Consider the following 17,090-nt stretch of genomic DNA (forward strand, 5'->3'; position numbering starts at 1 on the left):
GCCCAGCCTGCCGCTGTCCCGGTTCAGTCAAAAAAGACCGGTGACGGGTCCTCCCAGGCCAGGCGCACGGTGCTGCCCGGTGCCGGCGGCTGCAGCCCGAGCAGTGCCTCGACCCGGTTGCCATCGGCCAGACGCAGCATGCCGACATGGTCCGGGCCGCGGAAATGCACGGTTTCCACCATCGCCACCAGCAGACCGTCATCTGCCAGGCGCAGGTGCTCCGGGCGCACCAGCACCCGGTCGTTGCCCTGCCCCAGCAAGGCGGCCGGCAGCAGGCTGCCGCGGCCGATGAAACCGGCCACCTCGGCCGTGGCCGGACGCCGGTACAGCTGCTGCGGGGAATCGAACTGCAGCAGCGCCCCGTCGGCCATCACCCCGATGCGGTCGGCCATGGCAAACGCCTCGGCCTGGTCATGGGTGACCATCAGCACCGTGGTGCCGGCGGCCTTGAGCATCTGCTGCAGCTCGCCGGCCAGGCGCTGGCGGGTGTCCACATCCAGGTTGGAGAACGGCTCGTCCAGCAACAGCAGCTCCGGCGCCGGCGCCAGCGCACGGGCCAGGGCCACGCGCTGCTGCTGGCCACCGGACAGTTCATGCGGGTAGCGCCGGCCATGGTCTTCCAGGCCCACCTGCAGCAACAGCTCATGCACCCGTTGCCGGCGCACGGCGGGCGCTTGCCGGCGCAGGCCGAAACCGACATTGGCCGCCACATCCAGATGCGGGAACAGGGCGTAATCCTGGAACATCAGGCCGACCTGGCGCTGTTCGGGCGGCTGCTGGCCGGCGGTATCGGCCACAACCCGCCCGGCAATGTGGATGCGCCCGCCACGCACCGGCTCAAAGCCGCTGATCGCACGCAGCACCGTGGTCTTGCCGCAACCCGAAGGCCCCAGCAGGCAGCCGATCTGGCCGCGCTCCAGGGCCAGGCTGACCCCGCTGACCACGGGCCGGTAACCGCGCCCGCTGCCATACCCCAGTTCCAGATCCTGCAACTGCAGTTGTGCCTGTGCGTTCATTGTCCTGCCCTCGGCGGCGCCGGCACCTGCCCTGCTGCCGGCTGGCCACCGGCACGGGCCAGGGCAATCACCGGCAACAGGCCGGCCAGCACGATCAGCAGCGCCGCCAGCGCGCCTTCCTCATAGGTTCCCCGCGCCGCCTCGGCATACAGCCAGGTGGCCAGGGTCTCGAAATTCATCGGCCGCAACACCAGGGTGGCCGGCAGTTCCTTCATCGTATCGACAAACACCAGCAAGGCAGCGGCGGCCAGCGAGGGGCGCAGCAGCGGCAGGTGGACCCGGCCCAGGGTAGCCAGCGGCCCCTCGCCCAATGCCGCCGATGCCGCATCCAGCGACGGCGGGATCCGGCTCATCCCCGCCTCGATGCTGCCGATGGCCACGGCCAGAAAACGCAGGGTGCAGGCCAGCACCAGCACCCACAGCGTGCCCATCAGCACCAAGCGCGCCTGGCCGCCGAAGCTGATCAGCAGATCGGACAGCATCCGGTCCAGGCCGCCCAGCGGCAGCAACAGGCCAATGGCCATCACCGTGCCCGGGATGGCATAGCCCAGGCTGGCGCTGCGGTTGGCAATGCCGGCCAGCAGCTCGCTGCGGCTGCGGGCATTGCGGCGTACCGCCCAGCACACCACCACGGCCAGCAGCAGCGCCGCTGCCGTGGTGAGCAGCGCAATCATCAGCGTGTTGCCCAGCGCGTGCAGCAACTGCGCCGAGGCCCCGTCACTGCGCAGGCGCTGCCACGCTTCCCACATCAGGTAGCCGGCCGGCGCGGCGAAACCGGCCAGTACCGGCACGCTGCCCAGCCCCAGGGCCAGTACGGCGCGCCCTCCGCGCAGGCGTTGCGCCTGCATCGGCCGCGGCCGCAGGGTGGTTTCATAGCGCTGGCGGCGCCGGGCGAAACGTTCCAGCGCGACCAGGGCCAGCACGATGACCAGCATCGACAGCGCGATCTGCGCTGCACCGGCCAGGTCCGAACGGGTCACCCAGGTGGTGTAGATGGCCACGGTCAGGGTCTGCACGCCGAGAAATTCCGACGCGCCGATGTCATTGAGGGTTTCCAGCAGCACCAGCACCACGCCCACGGCAATGGCCGGGCGTGCCAGCGGCAAGGCCACCCGGAAAAACACCGCTACCGGCCCGGCACCGAGGCTGCGCCCAGCCTCCAGCAGGCTGGCGGCCTGGGTCGCAAACAGCGCGCGGGTGGTCAGGTAGACATAGGGGTACAGCACCAGGGCCAGCAGCACGATGCAGCCGGCCAGGTGGCGGATGTCGGGCAGGCGCCAGTCACGCGGACTGTCATGACCCAGCACCCAGCGCAGGGCACCCTGCACCGGGCCCAGCGGGTGCAGCAGGTCCAGGTAGGCGTAGGCCACGATATAGGTAGGCACTGCCAGTGGCAGCAGCAAGGCCCAGGACAGCAGCCGACGGCCGGGAAAGTCATAGGCGGTGACCAGCCAGGCACAACCGGTACCGATGACCGCCACCAGCGCCCCGACCCCGCCCAGCACAAGCAGGGTATTGGTGGCAGCCCGTGGCAGCACGCTGGCCAACAGGTGCTGCCACAGATCGGTGCGCACCTGCGCCCCGGCCCAGGCCAGGGACAGCACCGGGGCCAGGGCCACGGCGGCAATGATCAGGGCGGCCAGAAGCCAACGGGTACGCGAAGCAGGCATGCACATCCACCGGTGACGGTGCTGCCCGGGTGGACAGCACCGACGTTGCATCAAGCCATCAGTTGTCGAAACCGACCTTGTCCACCAGCTCGCTGGCCAGCTTGCGGTTGGCCACCACCTCGGCCAAGGGCAACGGGTCGATGTTCATCGCACCGAAGCTGGCCACCACCGGGTCCAGCTCGACCCCGGCACGCACCGGGTATTCGTAGTTGGCCCGGGCATACAGGCTCTGCGCCTGCTCGCCGACCAGGTATTCCAGCAGCTTGACCGCGTTGTCGCGGTTGGGCGCATGCCGGGCCACGGCCGCACCGGAGATATTGACGTGGGTACCGCCGTTGTCGGCGGCAAACACCGGGCGCACGACCTGGATCGCATCGCCCCAGGCACGCTGCTCGCTGCCTTCCTCGGCATTTTTCATGCGGCCCACGTAATAGGCGTTGGCAATGCCGATGTCGCAGATGCCGGCCAGGATGTCGCGGGCCACATCGCGGTCACCGCCTGCCGCCTTGCGGGCCAGGTTGCCCTTGACCGCGCTCAGCCAGCTCTCGGTGGCCTGGGCGCCGTTGTGGGCGATCATCGCCGCGAACAGGCTGGTGTTGTACGGGTGCTGGCCCGAGCGGATGCACACCCGGCCCTTCCATTTTTCATCGGCCAGGTCTTCGTAGGTGAAACCGCTCAGGTCCAGGTCCTTGTCGGCATACACCACGCGGTCGCGCAGTGACAGGGCGAACCACTGGCCGTCGGCGCTGCGCAGATGGGCCGGAATGGCGGCAGTGAGCACGGCCGAATCGATGGCCTGGGTGTGGCCGGCTTCGACCACGTCGAGCAGGCGGCCGGTGTCCGCGGTCATCAGCACGTCGGCCGGTGAGCGCTCACCTTCGGCGGCCAGGCGCTCGGTCAGGCCATCACGCAACATCACGGTATTGACCTTGATCCCGGTTTCGGCAGTAAAGGCGTCCAGCAGCGGCTGGACCAGGCCCGGCTCGCGGGTGGTGTACAGGTTCAACTCGCCCTTGCCCGCCGTGGCGGCCGGGGCCGCGGCACTGTCGGCCGGGGCCTTGTCGCCACAGGCGCTGAGCAGCAAGGCGGTGGTAATGGCAGCCATCAGGCCGGCGGCGCGCTTCGGATGCAGCATGGACTTATCTCCGGAAGTGGTCGTCGGCCCGGCCACCTTGGCCGGACCTGCAGATGAGAACTTATATCATTTCCAGGCCATCAACCCTGACCGGATCAGGCGTCTTGTGCATCCTGCGGGCCGGGGAACAACAGCATCGCATCGCCGTAGCTGAAGAAGCGATAGCGCTGCTCGATCGCGTGCGCGTAGGCGGCAAACACCCGGCTGCGTCCGGCAAACGCGCTGATCATCATCAGCAGGGTGCTCTCGGGCAGGTGGAAGTTGGTCACCATCGCATCGACGCTGGTGATGCGGTAACCGGGGGTGATGAAGATCCGGGTCTCGCCCTGCCACGCTGACAGCACACCGTCGCTGGTGGCACTTTCCAGCGCGCGCACCACCGTGGTGCCCACACCGATGACGCGCCCACCGGCCGCACGCGTGGCCTTGATCCGGTCCACCAGCTCCTGGCTGACCCAGGCCCGCTCGCTGTGCATCTGGTGCTGGGCCAGGTCATCCACGCGCACCGGCTGGAAGGTACCCGCGCCCACATGCAGGGTGATGTGGCCGACCTGCACCCCGCGTACGCGCAGACGTTCGAGCAGAGCCTGATCAAAATGCAGGCCGGCCGTGGGTGCAGCCACCGCACCGGCCTCCTTGGCAAACACGGTCTGGTAGCGCTGCTTGTCGGCGTTTTCCACATCACGGGTGATGTAGGGCGGCAGCGGCAGGCGGCCGGCCTGCTCCAGCCAATCCTGCAGGTCGCCAGGCACATGCAGGCGCAGCAGGTAAAACTCGCCATCGCGGCCCAGTACCTCGGCTTGGCCGCCGGCATCCAGGTCGATGAAGCTGCCGGGCTTGGGCGACTTGCTCACCCCCACCTGGGCACGTACATCGTGCTCGCCAAGCAGGCGTTCGATCAGGATCTCGACCCGGCCGCCGGTGGCCTTGGCCCCGAACAGGCGCGCCGGGATCACCCGGGTGTTGTTGAACACCAGCAGGTCACCGGGCTGCAGCAGCTGGTCCAGATCGCGCACATGCCGGTCATCAAAGGCCTGCGGCGCTGGCGGCACCAGCAGCAGGCGACTGGCCGAGCGCTCGGCCAACGGGGCCTGGGCGATCAGTTCGGAGGGCAGGTGGTAATCGAAATCGGACTTCTTCAACGCCGGCAACTCAGGACAACAGGGGGCATCAGTTTACGCCCCTGCGCCGCTGCCGCCTTCAGCGCTCGAACTTGGTGCCCAGGATTACCGCCGTGGTGGTGCGCTCTACCCCGTCAATGGCACCGATCGCGTCAGTCAGTTCATCCATCGCCGCCACCCCGTCCACCGCCGCCATCGCCACCAGGTCATGCACACCGCTGACCGAATGCAGACTGTGCACCGCGGCGATGGCCTGCAGCGCGCGCACCACGGCCGGCATCTTCTTGGGCAGCACAGTGATGGAGATATGCGCACGCACCTGGCCGCGCTCGTGGGCCTGGCCCAGACGGACGGTGTAACCGGCAATCACCCCGGCCTGCTCAAGGCGCTCGATCCGGCTCTGCACCGTGGTGCGCGAAACGCCCAGCCGCCGGGCCAGCGAAGCGGTGGAAGCACGTGCATCGGCACGCAGCAGGTCGAGCAATTGAATGTCTGCGCTGGAAATCGTCACTTTGCCAGATTCCTTTCGTCACTTTGCCGAAACATGCCGGTGATTTGAGCAGAATAGCTCTGCCATTTGTAGTGTCTGAACGGTTACAACTATCTACAGACAAAATAATGATGGATTCAGCATGTCCGTTCTTGCCCCGCTCGCCCCGCTTCGCGCCCATGCCGGCACCCGCCTGACCCAGGGTCTGACCGATGACCAGGTGCTGGCCCTGGCCGTCAACCATCCGGATCTGGGCGCGGCCATCACAGCCGCTGCCAGCGAGTACGCCCGGATCAAGGACAGCGCCGCAGCCCTGCTGGACCTGGACGAAAGCGCGCAGATCGCCGCGATGCAGGATGGCTTCGTCAACTTCTACGCCGACGATGCGGTGGTGCCCTACATCGCCCTGGCCGCCTGCGGCCCGTGGGTGGTCAGCCTGAAGGGGGCGGTGCTGTATGACGCCGGCGGCTACGGCATGCTCGGCTTCGGCCATACCCCGGCCGACATCCTTGCCGCTGCCGGCAAGCCGCAGGTGATGGCCAACATCATGACCCCCTCGCTGTCCCAGGGCCGCTTCATCGCCGCCCTGCGCAAGGAAATCGGCCACAGCCGTGGCGGCAGCCCGTTCTCGCACTTCATGTGCCTGAACTCCGGTTCCGAAGCAGTTGGCCTGGCCGCGCGCATCGCCGACATCAACGCCAAGCTGATGACCGACCCGGGTGCCCGCCATGCCGGGGCCACGATCAAGCGCGTGGTGATCAAGGGCAGCTTCCACGGCCGTACCGACCGTCCGGCGCTGTATTCGGACTCCACCCGCAAGGCCTATGACACCCATCTGGCCAGCTACCGCGGCGAGAACAGCGTCATTGCGATCGAGCCTTACGACCAGGCCGCGCTGCGCCAGGTGTTTGCCGATGCCGCCAGCAACCACTGGTTCATCGAGGCAGTGTTCCTGGAGCCGGTGATGGGCGAAGGCGACCCGGGCCGCGCCGTGCCGGCCGATTTCTACAAGCTGGCCCGCGAACTGACCCGCGAGCACGGTGCCCTGCTGCTGATCGACTCCATCCAGGCCGCCCTGCGCGTGCACGGCACCCTGTCCTTTGTCGACTACCCGGGCCACCAGGAGCTGGATGCCCCGGACATGGAGACCTACTCCAAGGCCCTCAATGGCGCCCAGTTCCCGCTCTCGGTGCTGGCCGTGACCGACCACGCCGCCGCGCTGTACCGCAAGGGCGTATACGGCAACACCATGACCACCAACCCGCGTGCGCTGGATGTGGCCTGCGCCACCCTGGCCCACCTGGACGAGGGCGTGCGCGCCAACATCCGCCTGCGCGGGCAGCAGGCCGTGGCCAAGCTGGAAGCGCTCAAGGACAAACTGGGCGGGGCGATCACCAAGGTCCAGGGCACCGGCCTGCTGTTCTCCTGTGAGCTGGCCCCGCAGTACAAGTGCTACGGCGCCGGCTCCACCGAGGAGTGGCTGCGCATGCACGGGGTCAACGTGATCCACGGCGGCGAGAACTCGCTGCGCTTCACCCCGCACTTCGGCATCGACGAGGCCGAACTGGACCTGCTGGTGGAGATGGTCGGCCGCGCCCTGCTCGAAGGCCCGCGCCGCAGCTGAGCGGCGGGCACGTACGTGCCGCTGCACAATGCACCGAACCCGCTGTGAAGCGGGTTCTTTTTTGCCCTACGCTGTGGCAGGACCCTGCCCTTGCCTCTGGAGCCTGACATGCGCGCCGTATTGCGTCTGATTGCCGCCTGCCTGGCAGGCGTGGTTGCCGGCAGCCTGGTCAATGGCGGCATCCTCAAACTCGTTGCCTGGCTGTTGCCTGCGCCCACCGGGGTGGACATGCACAGCATGGCCGGGCTGCAGGCTGCCCTGCCCGCCCTGCCGGCCGGACAGTTTCTGGGACCCTGGCTGGCCCATGCCGGCGGCACCCTGGCCGGCGCCTGGCTGGCCAGCCGCCTGCTGCCACCGCGGCAATGGGCCGGTGCCCTGGTGGTGGGCCTGCTGTTCCTGGCTGGCGGGACGATGATGGCCTGGCAGCTGCCGGCACCCCGCTGGTTCGAGCTGGCCGATCTGCTGCTGGCCTACCTGCCGATGGCCGCCCTGGGCTACTGGCTGGCCCGACAACGACGCGCGCCGGGCTGAGCGGCCCCGTCTTGCGGGACCTCAAAATACAGACAGCCGCACTAGGCGGCTGTCCGGGGATTGCACGGGAAGGCCCCGACAATCAGACGTCGATGTCATCCAGACGGAACACCACGTCCGACTCGCGCACGTTGATGTTCATACGGGTGTAGGAATCACCATCGCTGTCGACAGCGCGCACGTCAAAACGCGGCGACTTGTAACCGGTCAGGGTGATGCGCTTGGTGCGGCCGTTTTCCAGCACTTCGCTCTCGCCCAGCAGGTCCTCTTCCCAATCCGAGGCCGATGCCGGGCTGACATACAGGTGCCAGATCGGGAACCCGGTGTTGTTGGTCACATCCACATACATCTGCTGGGCCATGGCCATCGGGCTCATCACAGCCAGCATTGCCACCAGCGCCAAACGGCCCATCCACTTGCGTACCATCATTCTCTCCTTAACCATTTCGGCCAGACGTCCATGTGCAGCCGGCAGCTGCGTCATGGCGCCGGTGTTTTCATGCCTCCACCGAAGCTGCGACACAGGTCACAGGGCGGCAAAAGGGCCGGATTATTGTACAGCCGCCAGATTGTGAACACGATCACCCGTTGTGTCATCAAGCCAGCCGCCGGCTGATGCAAGACGGGCCGCACTGGCGGCCCGTTGCATGTTTGCCGGTCATCAGCTTTAGCGGAAAGACTGCCGGTTTCTTTAGCCTTTCCACCGATGCACAGGCTTGATCAATGGGACAGGTCGCCCAGGGTCAGGGTGACATCCTCGGTGAGCACATTGACCCCCATGCGGTAGTACGTATCACCATCCTCGTCCACCGCCTTGATGTCATACACCGGCGAGCCCTTGCCGGAGAAGTTGACCTGGTGGGTCTGCCCATTGCGCAGGATGCGCGTACCCAGCACATCCTCTTCCCAGTCACCGGTGGAACTGCTGCTGACATTCAGGGTGATGATGTCGAACCCGGTGTTGTTGGTGACCCGCAGGTACCGCTGCTGGGCGTGGGCCGCAACGCTGACCAGCAACAGCAGTGCAGCCAGGACGATGATCTGAGCAGACTTGAACATGTAACCCCCTGTTGAAAGAACAAGCGGCGCATCCGGCGCCGCGCAGAGGCCACACACTAGGCAATGGCCCGCCTGCCCAGTAGCCCCCCGTTTGGGGGAGGTGCCTCGCCCGCACCGGCCCGGTAGAGATCACTGCCCGGCCCGTTGCTGCACCTGCCGGAACAGTTGCATCGCCTCGGCCGCACCGCCCCACCCGCGCAGCTGGACCGGATTGACGGTGCCGGCTGCCACCCCACACTCAGCAGTGCAGGTGGTGCTCTTGTAACCGGCGAAGAAGGCTTTGATGCGCAGTCGCAGCCCAGGTGGCAGGTCCGCCAGATCCTGCCACTGGGCGTAATCAGCATCCACGCCGGCCGCCGGCACCGCAATCAGCTTGTCGTCGGCCTGGCCGCCATCGCGCATACGCAGCAGTCCGATCGGGCGGACAGCAATGCGCACACCGGCCGGCAGCGGCTCACGGGTAACCAGCAGCGCATCCAGTGGATCACCATCGCCCGCCACAGTACCGGGCAGGCCGCCGTAGTTGGCCGGATAGCTTTCCGCACCGGGCAGGAAACGATCCACGAACAGCCGCCCCTGGGCATCGATCTCGTACTTGATGCGGCTTCCGGCCGGGATCTCCACCTGCATCCAGATCCCCGGATCTGCCTGTGCGGCATCTGTCTGTGCAGTTCCGGTGCCGGCCACGGCCGTGCCTGCCGACCCGGCCAGCAGAATTGCCGGCCACAAAACTCTCTGGCGTGTCATTCCCAGCACCGGTCCGTACGCCCGGTGGCCGTCGCTGCGCGGTGGTCACAGGTACGAGGGGCGATGCGCCCGTCCATCTGCTCGATCAGGCGCTTGCTGCCATCCGCATCACGCGCGATGCGCCATTGGTCATACAGCCGGCCGCTGGCCGTATAGGAGGCATAGTTCAAACCGTCATTGGCAATACGCAATACCTGGTAGTACTGGGTGTCCTCGCCCACCGGCGCCATGCTTGCCCTGGCCTGTTCGGACAGGCGGTATTGCTTGGGCCCGGCCACCGAAGAGACCAGTACCGTGCTGCCGGCCCCGTCAAGCAGCCGCCGCCCGTAAGCGTGATCATGCCCCTGCAGGACCAGGTCCACGCGGTGCCGGCGCAGCACCGGAGCCAGATGGGTGACCAGCGCGCGGTTGTCGCGGCCGGTACGCAGGGCGTACAGCGGCTGGTGCACGACCACGATGGTCCATGGCCGCGTATTGGCGGCCAGCACACCGTCCAACCAACGCGCCTGCTCGGCGCCACTGTCATGTTCCAGCGCCGAGGTGCCATCGAGCACGGCAATCCGCACGCCTTGGTGGTCAAACCAGTAACTGGTATGCGGCACCACCGCCGCACCGTTGTCCGGCAAGGCAAAGGACCGTGGCCAGTGGACGCCCAGCACCTTGATCTGCTGCGGGGTGTCCTCGTGCAGCTCGGCATATTCGTGGTTGCCCACAGCCGGCGCTGTGGCCACCTCTTCGAGCAAGGGCGCCGCGGCGGCGTGCCACTCGCCCCATTCGATGTCGTCCTGGCCATCGCCGCCACTGACCAGATCGCCGGCAAACAGGGCCAGGCGTGCCTGCGGTGCCTGGCGCATGGCCTGACGGATCACCCGGGTGACATGGGAGACGTTCTTGTTCTGGGTGTCGCCGAAGTACAGCAGGGTCAGCGGTGCATCCACGCCGGCGGCGGTGACCACCCGGTTCCAGCTGCTCCAGCGTCCATTGCCCTGCACCCGGTACAGCCAGGCCGTATCGGCCGCCAGGCCATCCACCACTACCTGATGGTAGTGGGCCACACCGGTCTCGGCAGTCAAGGCTGTGGTGGTGGCGGTGAGGCGGCGTGTTGCGGCAAAGGCTGGTGAATCGTCCTGCGCGGCCAGCTCCAGCACCGGCGCCTGCACATTGGCATCGGTGCGCCAGGACACGGCAAAGCCGTTGGATGCATCGGCCAGCGGACTGACCACGAGGCGATCCGGCGCCGGCCCCGGCTGGTAGGCCAGTTGCCCCATCGGCACCTGGGTATTGGCTTCGGGCGGCTGCGCAGCACCGCCGGGCGTGGCAAGTGCCATGCCCGGCACCAGCACGGCGGCCAGCAGCCGATGACGCCATTGCGCACTCACAGCCCGCACTCCGGCAGCGACAGCGCCCTGGCGATGTCATTCCAGTCGAAGGCCACCACGCCCTGGTCATCATGCACGGCATACAGCGCGCCATTGGGGAAACGCGCACTGGCCTGCTGGCTGTTCCAGATGCCATCGGTGTTGGCCACCACCTTGCCCTCGAAGGCGCCGACATGGGCCAGGGTGTGGCGGTCAAACAGATGGAAGGTGCTGCGCGCCTTGCCCTGCTCGGTGGTGATCCACCAGCCGGCCTCGCCACAGGTGCGCAGCATGATGCCTTCGGCCTGGGCGGCCAGCTTCTCGCCACCAAAGACCTGGCCGGTGAACTTCCCGTCCAGGTTGTAGACCTTGAACTCATTGGCCCAGGTTTCATCCTCTTCGGCAATCAGCAGACGGTCATTGGCCGGATCCCCCCACAGCGATTCCACCACCCGCAGGGCACCCCGTTCGCTGGTGTCGCCGATGTTGGCGGCAAGCTGTGCCCGGGCCTTGCCATCGATGATGCTCAGCGCATAACGGCGCACGCGCCGGTCCAGTTCGGTCAGGGGCGGCAGGATGTCATTGCCCTGCGCATCCTCGCCGTTGTCCCAGGAGTCGGTGACATACAGATCGTATGTGTCCTGCCGGGTCTTGTTGACCCACAGGCCATACGGCTTGCGCAGTTCCTGCTGGCCGAAATGGCCGACCGGAGTGAAATCGGGCAGGGTCAGCACCTGCACCCGGCGGTTGTCACGCTCCACCACCAGCAGCAGGTCATCGACCACGGCAATGCCGTTGGGGCGATCGAACTGACCGTCACCGGTGCCGGCACTGCCGACATCGCGCAGATGGACACCGCTCTGGCCGTCGTAAACGACCAGCTTGTCGCTGGCCTTGGCCGTGGCAATCAACCAGACCTTGCCATCGGCGGCAACCCAGGACGCCGGGGAATCGATGTTGTCCTCCGGGGTCATCGGGGTCAGGAAGGCCTCGCCGATGCGGGCCACCGGCGCGGCCGTGACCTCATGGCTGCCAGCTGCCGGCGGTGTGGCGGTGGTATCGGCAACCGGTGCGCTGCAGCCGGCCAGCAGCGCGATGCCGGCCAGGCCCAGGAACGGGCGGATCGGCGCGCACATCACAGGGCCACCTTCACGCCGACGGCGAAGCTGCGACCGTACTCCTCCTGCTGCAGCTTGCGGCTGCGGTTGCCCTGGTACAGCTGCAGTGGCTCGTCGAGCAGGTTGGAGGCCTCCAGGTACAGGCTGACCGCACTGCTGAGCTTGAAGTCCAGGCTGAAATCCAGCTGGGTATGCGGGGCTACGTAGACATCGAAGTCGCGGCTGTCGCCGATGCTGTCCAGATATGCGGAGCGGTACACGGCGGCCAGACGGGTGCTGACCGGGCCGTATTCGTACCCGATGTGGCCGCTGTACACCTGCCGGGACGCGCGCGGCAGCATGAAGCCCTCGCCCTGCCGGCCGGCAATGCCGGCATCAAATTCGGTATCCAGCCAGGTGGCACTGGCACCGATCAGCAAGCCCGACCAGGCATTCGGCAGCATGGCCAGCTGCTGCTGCCAGTTCACCTCCGCCCCGCGCACGGTTGCCTTGTCACCGTTGATCGCCGTGGTCACCTCAAAGCCCGGAAAACCGGCATGGCTGTCGGTCACGGTCTCCACGATGTAGCCATCGATGACCTTGTGGAACACCCCCACCGAGACCAGTCCGGTGTCGCCCAGGTAACGTTCTAGGCTCAGGTCCAGATTGGTGGATTCATACGGGTCCAGCTGCGGGTTGCCCACGCGCACCTCGCCCTCGTCGCGGTTCATGCCCAGGCGCGGGGAGATGTCGGCAAAGGACGGCCGGGCCAGTGTCTGGTTGGCCGAGCCACGCAGCACCCAGCCGTTGTCGGTGTCGTAACGGGCATGCAGGCCCGGCAGCACGTTGGTGTAACGGCTGGCCACGCGCCGCCCGCTGACCTGGGCCACACCATCCTGGTCGATGTCCACCTGGTAGCCATCGGCAGCGAACTTTGTATTCTCCACCCGCACGCCGGCAATCAGGCGCAGCTTGTCGATGTCCCAGGTGCCCATGGCATAGGCAGCGAAGATGTCCTCGTTGGCACGGTAATCCTCCTCCAGCATCAACGCGGTGTTCCCGACCACATCCTGCGGGCGGGCGCTGTAATCGCCCTTGTTGGCGGCCCACCAGCGGTTCATGCGCGCCGAATCCAGCCATTGGCCGAGGTCGGCATGCCGGTGCTCCAGCGCCTTGCCGGCCCAGCCGGCCAGGTCCACGTCCGGGCCGCGGCGCAACTCCGACTCGTTGACATCGGCGCTGCGCTCGCGACAGCGCCCGAGCAGGCCGAACTTGTAGCTGGCATTGTCCGCATCAAAGCGCAGGTTCACCTGGGCTGAGTGCTCCTTGTCATCCACCACGGTGGGAGCCACCACCATGCGGTCGAAGGCGTAATTGGCCAGGTCCTTCCAGCCATCGTCGCTGATCCGGTAGGTCGGCAGCGCAGTGCGCTGGTCGATCAGCGCGGTCAGGTCATCGGCATCGTAGTCAAAGCGCGCCTCGATCTCGTCCAGCACACGCTCGCGGGTCTTGGTCCAGCCCAGCCGGTAGTCCACCACGGCCGCGCTCAGGCTGTGTTCGCCACCGAAGCTGGCGGCGATGGTGTCCTCTTGCTTGGTGCGGTAGCGCAGGCGCTTGGCAATGGCGTCGGCAGGCAGTCCGTCCACCTGGTAGCGGCCATCGCGCAGGGCGGTGATGTCGCCATCGCCGAAGCCGAAGATGGTGCGCTGGCGGGTCTCGGCATCATTGAAGCGGCTGTACAGGGTGCGCAGGAAGTAGCGGTTGTCCGCATCCGGGCGCCAGTCCAGGTTGAGGTTGGCCCCGCTGCGCTCGCGCTCGATGCTGTATTTGCGGTGCTGCACGTCGATGGCCGCAAGATCGGCGTTGCTGCCGCCGTCAAAGGTGTCGTATTCGACCTCGGTGTTGTCCGATTCAAACTCGCGCTGCTGGTGGTTGATGCCCACCGCCACACCGAAGGTGTCATTGAACACCTCGCTGTAGTTGAAGGCGGCCTTCGGGCTGGTCTTGCCCGACAGCGCCTGGTGGCTGGCTTCCAGCTTGCCGCGCAGGCTGCGCCCATCACGGTCGAAGGCCGAGGCCGATTCCACGATCACGCTGCCGCCGATGGCGTCGCCGGGCATGTCCGGCGTGGCCGACTTGACCACGCGCAGGCGTTCGGTGGAATCGGAAGGAATCACATCCAGTGGCGCGGCGCGGCTGTCCGCTTCGGGCGTGCCGATGGCGATGCCGTCGACCGAGACAGTGTTCAATGCCGCATCCAGGCCACGCACCACGACATAACGCCCTTCGCCCTGGTCACGGGTGACACTGACGCCGGGCAGGCGCTGCAGCGACTCGGCCACGTTCATGTCCGGGTAGTTGCCGATGGCATCGGCCGAGACCACGTCCTGGATGGCATCACTGCTGCGCTTGAGGTCCACCGCACGGACCTGTGCCTCGCGTTGGGCACGCACTTCGACCCGATCCAGGGCCACGGCCGCCTCCAGCGCCCCGCCGCTGGCCAGCACCGGTCCACTGGCCCAGCCCAGCAACGCCATCGACACCGACTTGCACAACACCTGCTTCCGCACGGGCCATCCCCTGATTGATGAATGGCTGCACGATATTTCTGTGCCTTTTCAGCCCGATGACAGCCACATAGCGTGCAGATGACAGCTCGGGCGGTGCACGCAGCACCCCGTCATTGCCACTGCACGATCACCGGCAAGACGGGCAAGACCGTGGCGGCCTACAATCGTCCAACTCAAACGGACCCCGCCCCCATGAAGATCGTTGAAGCCCGCCACCCGCTGGTACGCCACAAAATCGGCCTGCTGCGCAACCCGGAGCTGAGCACGCGCGAGTTCCGCGAGCTGACCAATGAGATCGGCACCCTGCTGGCCTACGAGGCCACCGCCGACCTGCCCACCGAAACGGTCACCGTGCCCGGCTGGGCCGGCCCCGTCGCGGTGGAACGCCTGGCCGGGGCCAAGATCACCCTGGTGCCGATCCTGCGCGCCGGCCTGGGCATGCTGACCGGCGTGCTGGACCTGCTGCCCTCGGCCCGGGTCAGCGTGGTCGGCCTGCAGCGCGATGAGGAAACCCTGCAGCCGGTGCCCTACTTCGAGCGCCTGACCGGCCGCCTGGAAGAACGTGACACCCTGATCCTGGACCCGATGCTGGCCACCGGCGGCACCCTGATCGCCACCATCGACATGCTCAAGCGTGCCGGGGCCAAGCGCATCAAGGGCATCTTCCTGGTCGCCGCACCGGAAGGCCTGAAGGCCCTGGAGGCCGTGCACCCGGATGTGGAGATCTTCACCGCCGCCATCGACGAGCGCCTGAACGAGAAGGGCTACATCCTGCCCGGCCTGGGCGATGCCGGCGACCGCATCTTCGGCACCCGCGCCGGCTGACAGCACGCATACGTCAGACAACAAAAAACCCAGCATGCGCTGGGTTTTTTGTTGTCTGAAGCGATGACCTTCAGGGCGGGCTGACAGGCTCACCTGCCTTGACCACCTGGCCCGAGCCGACCGGGTTGCGCGGGTCGCTGCCGGCACTCAGGGTGTTGCTGGCCCGGTCCCAATGCACGGTCTGCAGGTTGCCCCACACATGCGAGGAACCACGACCACCGGCAGCCTCGTCACCGGGCAGCTTCAGGGCATGGCCCATCGCCTGCAGGGCGCTGACGGTGGCCGCATCGAAGGTGCCGGCCTCGGCCTCGATCACGTCCGGGTACCACTGGTGGTGATAACGCGGCAGCGCAGCCACGGCCTGCGCGTCCAGCCCGGCGTCATAGCCCAGGATGCCCAGCAGCACCATGGTGATGATGCGGCTGCCGCCCGGGGTGCCGATCACCACCACCTCGTGGCCGTTGTCCATGAAGGTGGGCGTCATCGAGGACAGCATGCGCTTGCCCGGGGCCGGCGCATTGGCCTCGTAGCCCATCACCCCGAAGGCATTGGGGGTGCCCGGCTTGAGGGCGAAATCGTCCATCTCGTTGTTGAGCAGCACCCCGGTGCCCTTGGGCACCAGGCCCGAACCGTACAGCAGGTTCACCGTCTGCGTGCCACCGACGCGGTTGCCATCGGCATCGATGATCGAGAAATGGGTGGTTTCCTCATCCTCCAGCGGGGTCGGGTTGCCGCTCAGGCTGTCGCTGGGCGTGGCCTTGTCCGGATGGATGGTGGCGCGCAGGCCCTGGGCGTAATCGTGGCTGGTCAGGGTACGCTGCGGGATCTGCACAAAATCCGGGTCACCCAGGAAGAAGGTGCGGTCGCGGTAGGCACGGCGCATGGCTTCCACCACCAGGTGGGTGCGCTGGGCCGGGCTCAGCGCCTGCAGGTCCCAGCCTTCCAGGATCTGCAGCATCGAGGCCAGGGCGATACCGCCGGAGGACGGCGGCGCGGCGGTGGTGATCTGCCAGTCGCGGTAGCCAAAACGCACCGGCTCGCGCTCGACCACCGTGTAGCCGGCCAGATCGGCGGCCGTCCACACGCCACCGGCGTCCTTGACCCCGGCCAGCAGCAGGCGCCCGGTGCGGCCCTTGTAGAAGCCGTCAAAGCCATCACTAGCCAGGCGTTCCAGGGTGCCGGCCAGTTCGGGCTGGATGAAGTTGTCGCCTTCGGCAATGGCGCGGCCGTTGCGCAGGAACACCTCGCGCGTGCCGGGGTAGCGCTCCATCACTTCGGCGCGGCTGGCATAGCCACGCGCCATCCGCCCGTATACCGGGAAACCGTCACGGGCGATACGGATGGCCGGGGCCAGCGAGCGCGCCAGCGGCAGCTTGCCGTAGTTGCGCGACAGGTGGACCAGCGCTGCCGGCAGGCCGGGAATGCCCGCCGCCCACGGCCCGTTGACCGAACGGTCGCGGTCCAGGTTGCCGTCCTTGTCCAGATAGGCCGTCGGCACGCCGGAAGCCGGCGCGGTCTCGCGCGCATCGACCAGGGTCTGCTTGCCGCTGGCAGCATCGTGCAGCAGGAAGAAGCCGCCGCCGCCCAGGCCCGAGCTGATCGGCTCGACCACCGACAGCACCGAGGACACGGCAACCGCCGCATCGAAGGCGTTGCCGCCGGCGGCGAGGATTTCATGCCCTGCTTCGGTGGCCAGGTGGTGGGCACTGGCAATCACCGCGCCCTCCGGCTTTGCGGCCAGGGCGGTGGCGACAGGTGTGGTGACGGCAGCCGGGCTGTCGGCCCAGACCGTCGGGGTGAATGCAAGGGCACACAACAGCAACGGGCTGGCAAACAGCTTCATGGCC

15 protein-coding genes are annotated in these 17,090 nt (G+C 67.1%); 3 read left to right on the forward strand and 12 right to left on the reverse strand.

The window, feature by feature from the left end:
- Positions 1–23: 23 nt before the first annotated feature.
- From ABB30_RS05250 to ABB30_RS05270, 5 genes are all read right to left on the reverse strand, one after another.
- Entirely contained in the window at positions 24–1,016 is a 993-nt protein-coding gene (locus ABB30_RS05250; protein WP_083489701.1) for an ABC transporter ATP-binding protein, read from the reverse strand.
- The gene (locus ABB30_RS05255; protein WP_211263452.1) at positions 1,013–2,686 is read right to left on the reverse strand and encodes an ABC transporter permease; all 1,674 of its coding nucleotides are present in this window, start codon (positions 2,684–2,686) and stop codon (positions 1,013–1,015) included. The genes ABB30_RS05250 and ABB30_RS05255 overlap by 4 nt, the downstream gene beginning before the upstream one ends.
- Before the next feature lie 58 nt (positions 2,687–2,744).
- Positions 2,745–3,821: a Fe(3+) ABC transporter substrate-binding protein gene (locus tag ABB30_RS05260; protein WP_211263453.1), complete on the reverse strand. Its 1,077-nt coding sequence runs from the start codon at positions 3,819–3,821 to the stop codon at positions 2,745–2,747.
- 95 nt (positions 3,822–3,916) lie between these two features.
- Positions 3,917–4,963 (reverse strand): tRNA preQ1(34) S-adenosylmethionine ribosyltransferase-isomerase QueA, encoded by a 1,047-nt coding sequence (queA, locus tag ABB30_RS05265; RefSeq protein WP_083489703.1) that lies wholly within the window; start codon positions 4,961–4,963, stop codon positions 3,917–3,919.
- A gap of 58 nt (positions 4,964–5,021) precedes the next feature.
- Positions 5,022–5,453, reverse strand: a complete 432-nt coding sequence (locus ABB30_RS05270; RefSeq protein ID WP_057637263.1) for an Lrp/AsnC family transcriptional regulator — start codon at positions 5,451–5,453, stop codon at positions 5,022–5,024.
- 121 nt (positions 5,454–5,574) lie between these two features.
- Between ABB30_RS05270 and ABB30_RS05275 the strand changes: the two genes are divergently transcribed.
- Entirely contained in the window at positions 5,575–7,056 is a 1,482-nt protein-coding gene (locus tag ABB30_RS05275) for an aminotransferase class III-fold pyridoxal phosphate-dependent enzyme (RefSeq protein ID WP_057637264.1), read from the forward strand.
- 108 nt (positions 7,057–7,164) lie between these two features.
- Positions 7,165–7,587 carry a hypothetical protein gene (locus tag ABB30_RS05280; RefSeq protein ID WP_057637265.1) on the forward strand — a complete coding sequence of 141 codons (423 nt, stop codon included), beginning with the start codon at positions 7,165–7,167 and terminating at the stop codon, positions 7,585–7,587.
- Between the two features lie 82 nt (positions 7,588–7,669).
- Here ABB30_RS05280 and ABB30_RS05285 read toward each other — a convergent pair whose 3' ends face one another.
- The 6 genes from ABB30_RS05285 to ABB30_RS05310 form a co-directional block, all read right to left on the reverse strand.
- Positions 7,670–8,017, reverse strand: coding sequence for a hypothetical protein (locus tag ABB30_RS05285; RefSeq protein WP_057637266.1), 348 nt, complete (start codon positions 8,015–8,017; stop codon positions 7,670–7,672).
- Between the two features lie 290 nt (positions 8,018–8,307).
- Positions 8,308–8,646, reverse strand: a complete 339-nt coding sequence (locus tag ABB30_RS05290) for a hypothetical protein (protein ID WP_057637267.1) — start codon at positions 8,644–8,646, stop codon at positions 8,308–8,310.
- Positions 8,647–8,775: 129 nt separating this feature from the next.
- Entirely contained in the window at positions 8,776–9,276 is a 501-nt protein-coding gene (locus ABB30_RS05295; protein ID WP_245626426.1) for an inorganic diphosphatase, read from the reverse strand.
- Between the two features lie 113 nt (positions 9,277–9,389).
- Positions 9,390–10,721 carry a purple acid phosphatase family protein gene (locus ABB30_RS05300; protein ID WP_083489711.1) on the reverse strand — a complete coding sequence of 444 codons (1,332 nt, stop codon included), beginning with the start codon at positions 10,719–10,721 and terminating at the stop codon, positions 9,390–9,392.
- Between the two features lie 47 nt (positions 10,722–10,768).
- On the reverse strand, positions 10,769–11,887 hold the full coding sequence (locus ABB30_RS05305; RefSeq protein WP_057637270.1) for an NHL repeat-containing protein: 1,119 nt from the start codon (positions 11,885–11,887) through the stop codon (positions 10,769–10,771).
- Complete coding sequence (locus tag ABB30_RS05310) at positions 11,887–14,385, reverse strand: TonB-dependent receptor (protein WP_057637337.1); 2,499 nt, start codon at positions 14,383–14,385, stop codon at positions 11,887–11,889. The genes ABB30_RS05305 and ABB30_RS05310 overlap by 1 nt, the downstream gene beginning before the upstream one ends.
- Before the next feature lie 225 nt (positions 14,386–14,610).
- Between ABB30_RS05310 and upp the strand changes: the two genes are divergently transcribed.
- Positions 14,611–15,243 carry a uracil phosphoribosyltransferase gene (upp, locus tag ABB30_RS05315; protein WP_057637271.1) on the forward strand — a complete coding sequence of 211 codons (633 nt, stop codon included), beginning with the start codon at positions 14,611–14,613 and terminating at the stop codon, positions 15,241–15,243.
- A gap of 70 nt (positions 15,244–15,313) precedes the next feature.
- Here upp and ggt read toward each other — a convergent pair whose 3' ends face one another.
- The gene (gene ggt, locus ABB30_RS05320; protein ID WP_057637272.1) at positions 15,314–17,086 is read right to left on the reverse strand and encodes a gamma-glutamyltransferase; all 1,773 of its coding nucleotides are present in this window, start codon (positions 17,084–17,086) and stop codon (positions 15,314–15,316) included.
- Positions 17,087–17,090 lie beyond the last annotated feature (4 nt).

The sequence above is a fragment of the Stenotrophomonas ginsengisoli genome, from assembly GCF_001431485.1.
Lineage (GTDB): Bacteria > Pseudomonadota > Gammaproteobacteria > Xanthomonadales > Xanthomonadaceae > Stenotrophomonas > Stenotrophomonas ginsengisoli.

Bases quoted from the DNA above. Each gene is read 5' to 3' on its own strand.
- ABB30_RS05250 (WP_083489701.1), bottom strand. From the start codon at position 1,016: ATGAACGCACAGGCACAACTGCAGTTGCAGGATCTGGAACTGGGGTAT.
- ABB30_RS05255 (WP_211263452.1), bottom strand. From the start codon at position 2,686: ATGCCTGCTTCGCGTACCCGTTGGCTTCTGGCCGCCCTGATCATTGCC.
- ABB30_RS05260 (WP_211263453.1), bottom strand. From the start codon at position 3,821: ATGCTGCATCCGAAGCGCGCCGCCGGCCTGATGGCTGCCATTACCACC.
- ABB30_RS05275 (WP_057637264.1), top strand. From the start codon at position 5,575: ATGTCCGTTCTTGCCCCGCTCGCCCCGCTTCGCGCCCATGCCGGCACC.
- ABB30_RS05280 (WP_057637265.1), top strand. From the start codon at position 7,165: ATGCGCGCCGTATTGCGTCTGATTGCCGCCTGCCTGGCAGGCGTGGTT.
- ABB30_RS05285 (WP_057637266.1), bottom strand. From the start codon at position 8,017: ATGATGGTACGCAAGTGGATGGGCCGTTTGGCGCTGGTGGCAATGCTG.
- ABB30_RS05290 (WP_057637267.1), bottom strand. From the start codon at position 8,646: ATGTTCAAGTCTGCTCAGATCATCGTCCTGGCTGCACTGCTGTTGCTG.
- ABB30_RS05295 (WP_245626426.1), bottom strand. From the start codon at position 9,276: ATGCAGGTGGAGATCCCGGCCGGAAGCCGCATCAAGTACGAGATCGAT.
- ABB30_RS05300 (WP_083489711.1), bottom strand. From the start codon at position 10,721: ATGGCACTTGCCACGCCCGGCGGTGCTGCGCAGCCGCCCGAAGCCAAT.
- ABB30_RS05305 (WP_057637270.1), bottom strand. From the start codon at position 11,887: ATGTGCGCGCCGATCCGCCCGTTCCTGGGCCTGGCCGGCATCGCGCTG.
- ABB30_RS05310 (WP_057637337.1), bottom strand. From the start codon at position 14,385: ATGGCGTTGCTGGGCTGGGCCAGTGGACCGGTGCTGGCCAGCGGCGGG.
- upp (WP_057637271.1), top strand. From the start codon at position 14,611: ATGAAGATCGTTGAAGCCCGCCACCCGCTGGTACGCCACAAAATCGGC.
- ggt (WP_057637272.1), bottom strand. From the start codon at position 17,086: ATGAAGCTGTTTGCCAGCCCGTTGCTGTTGTGTGCCCTTGCATTCACC.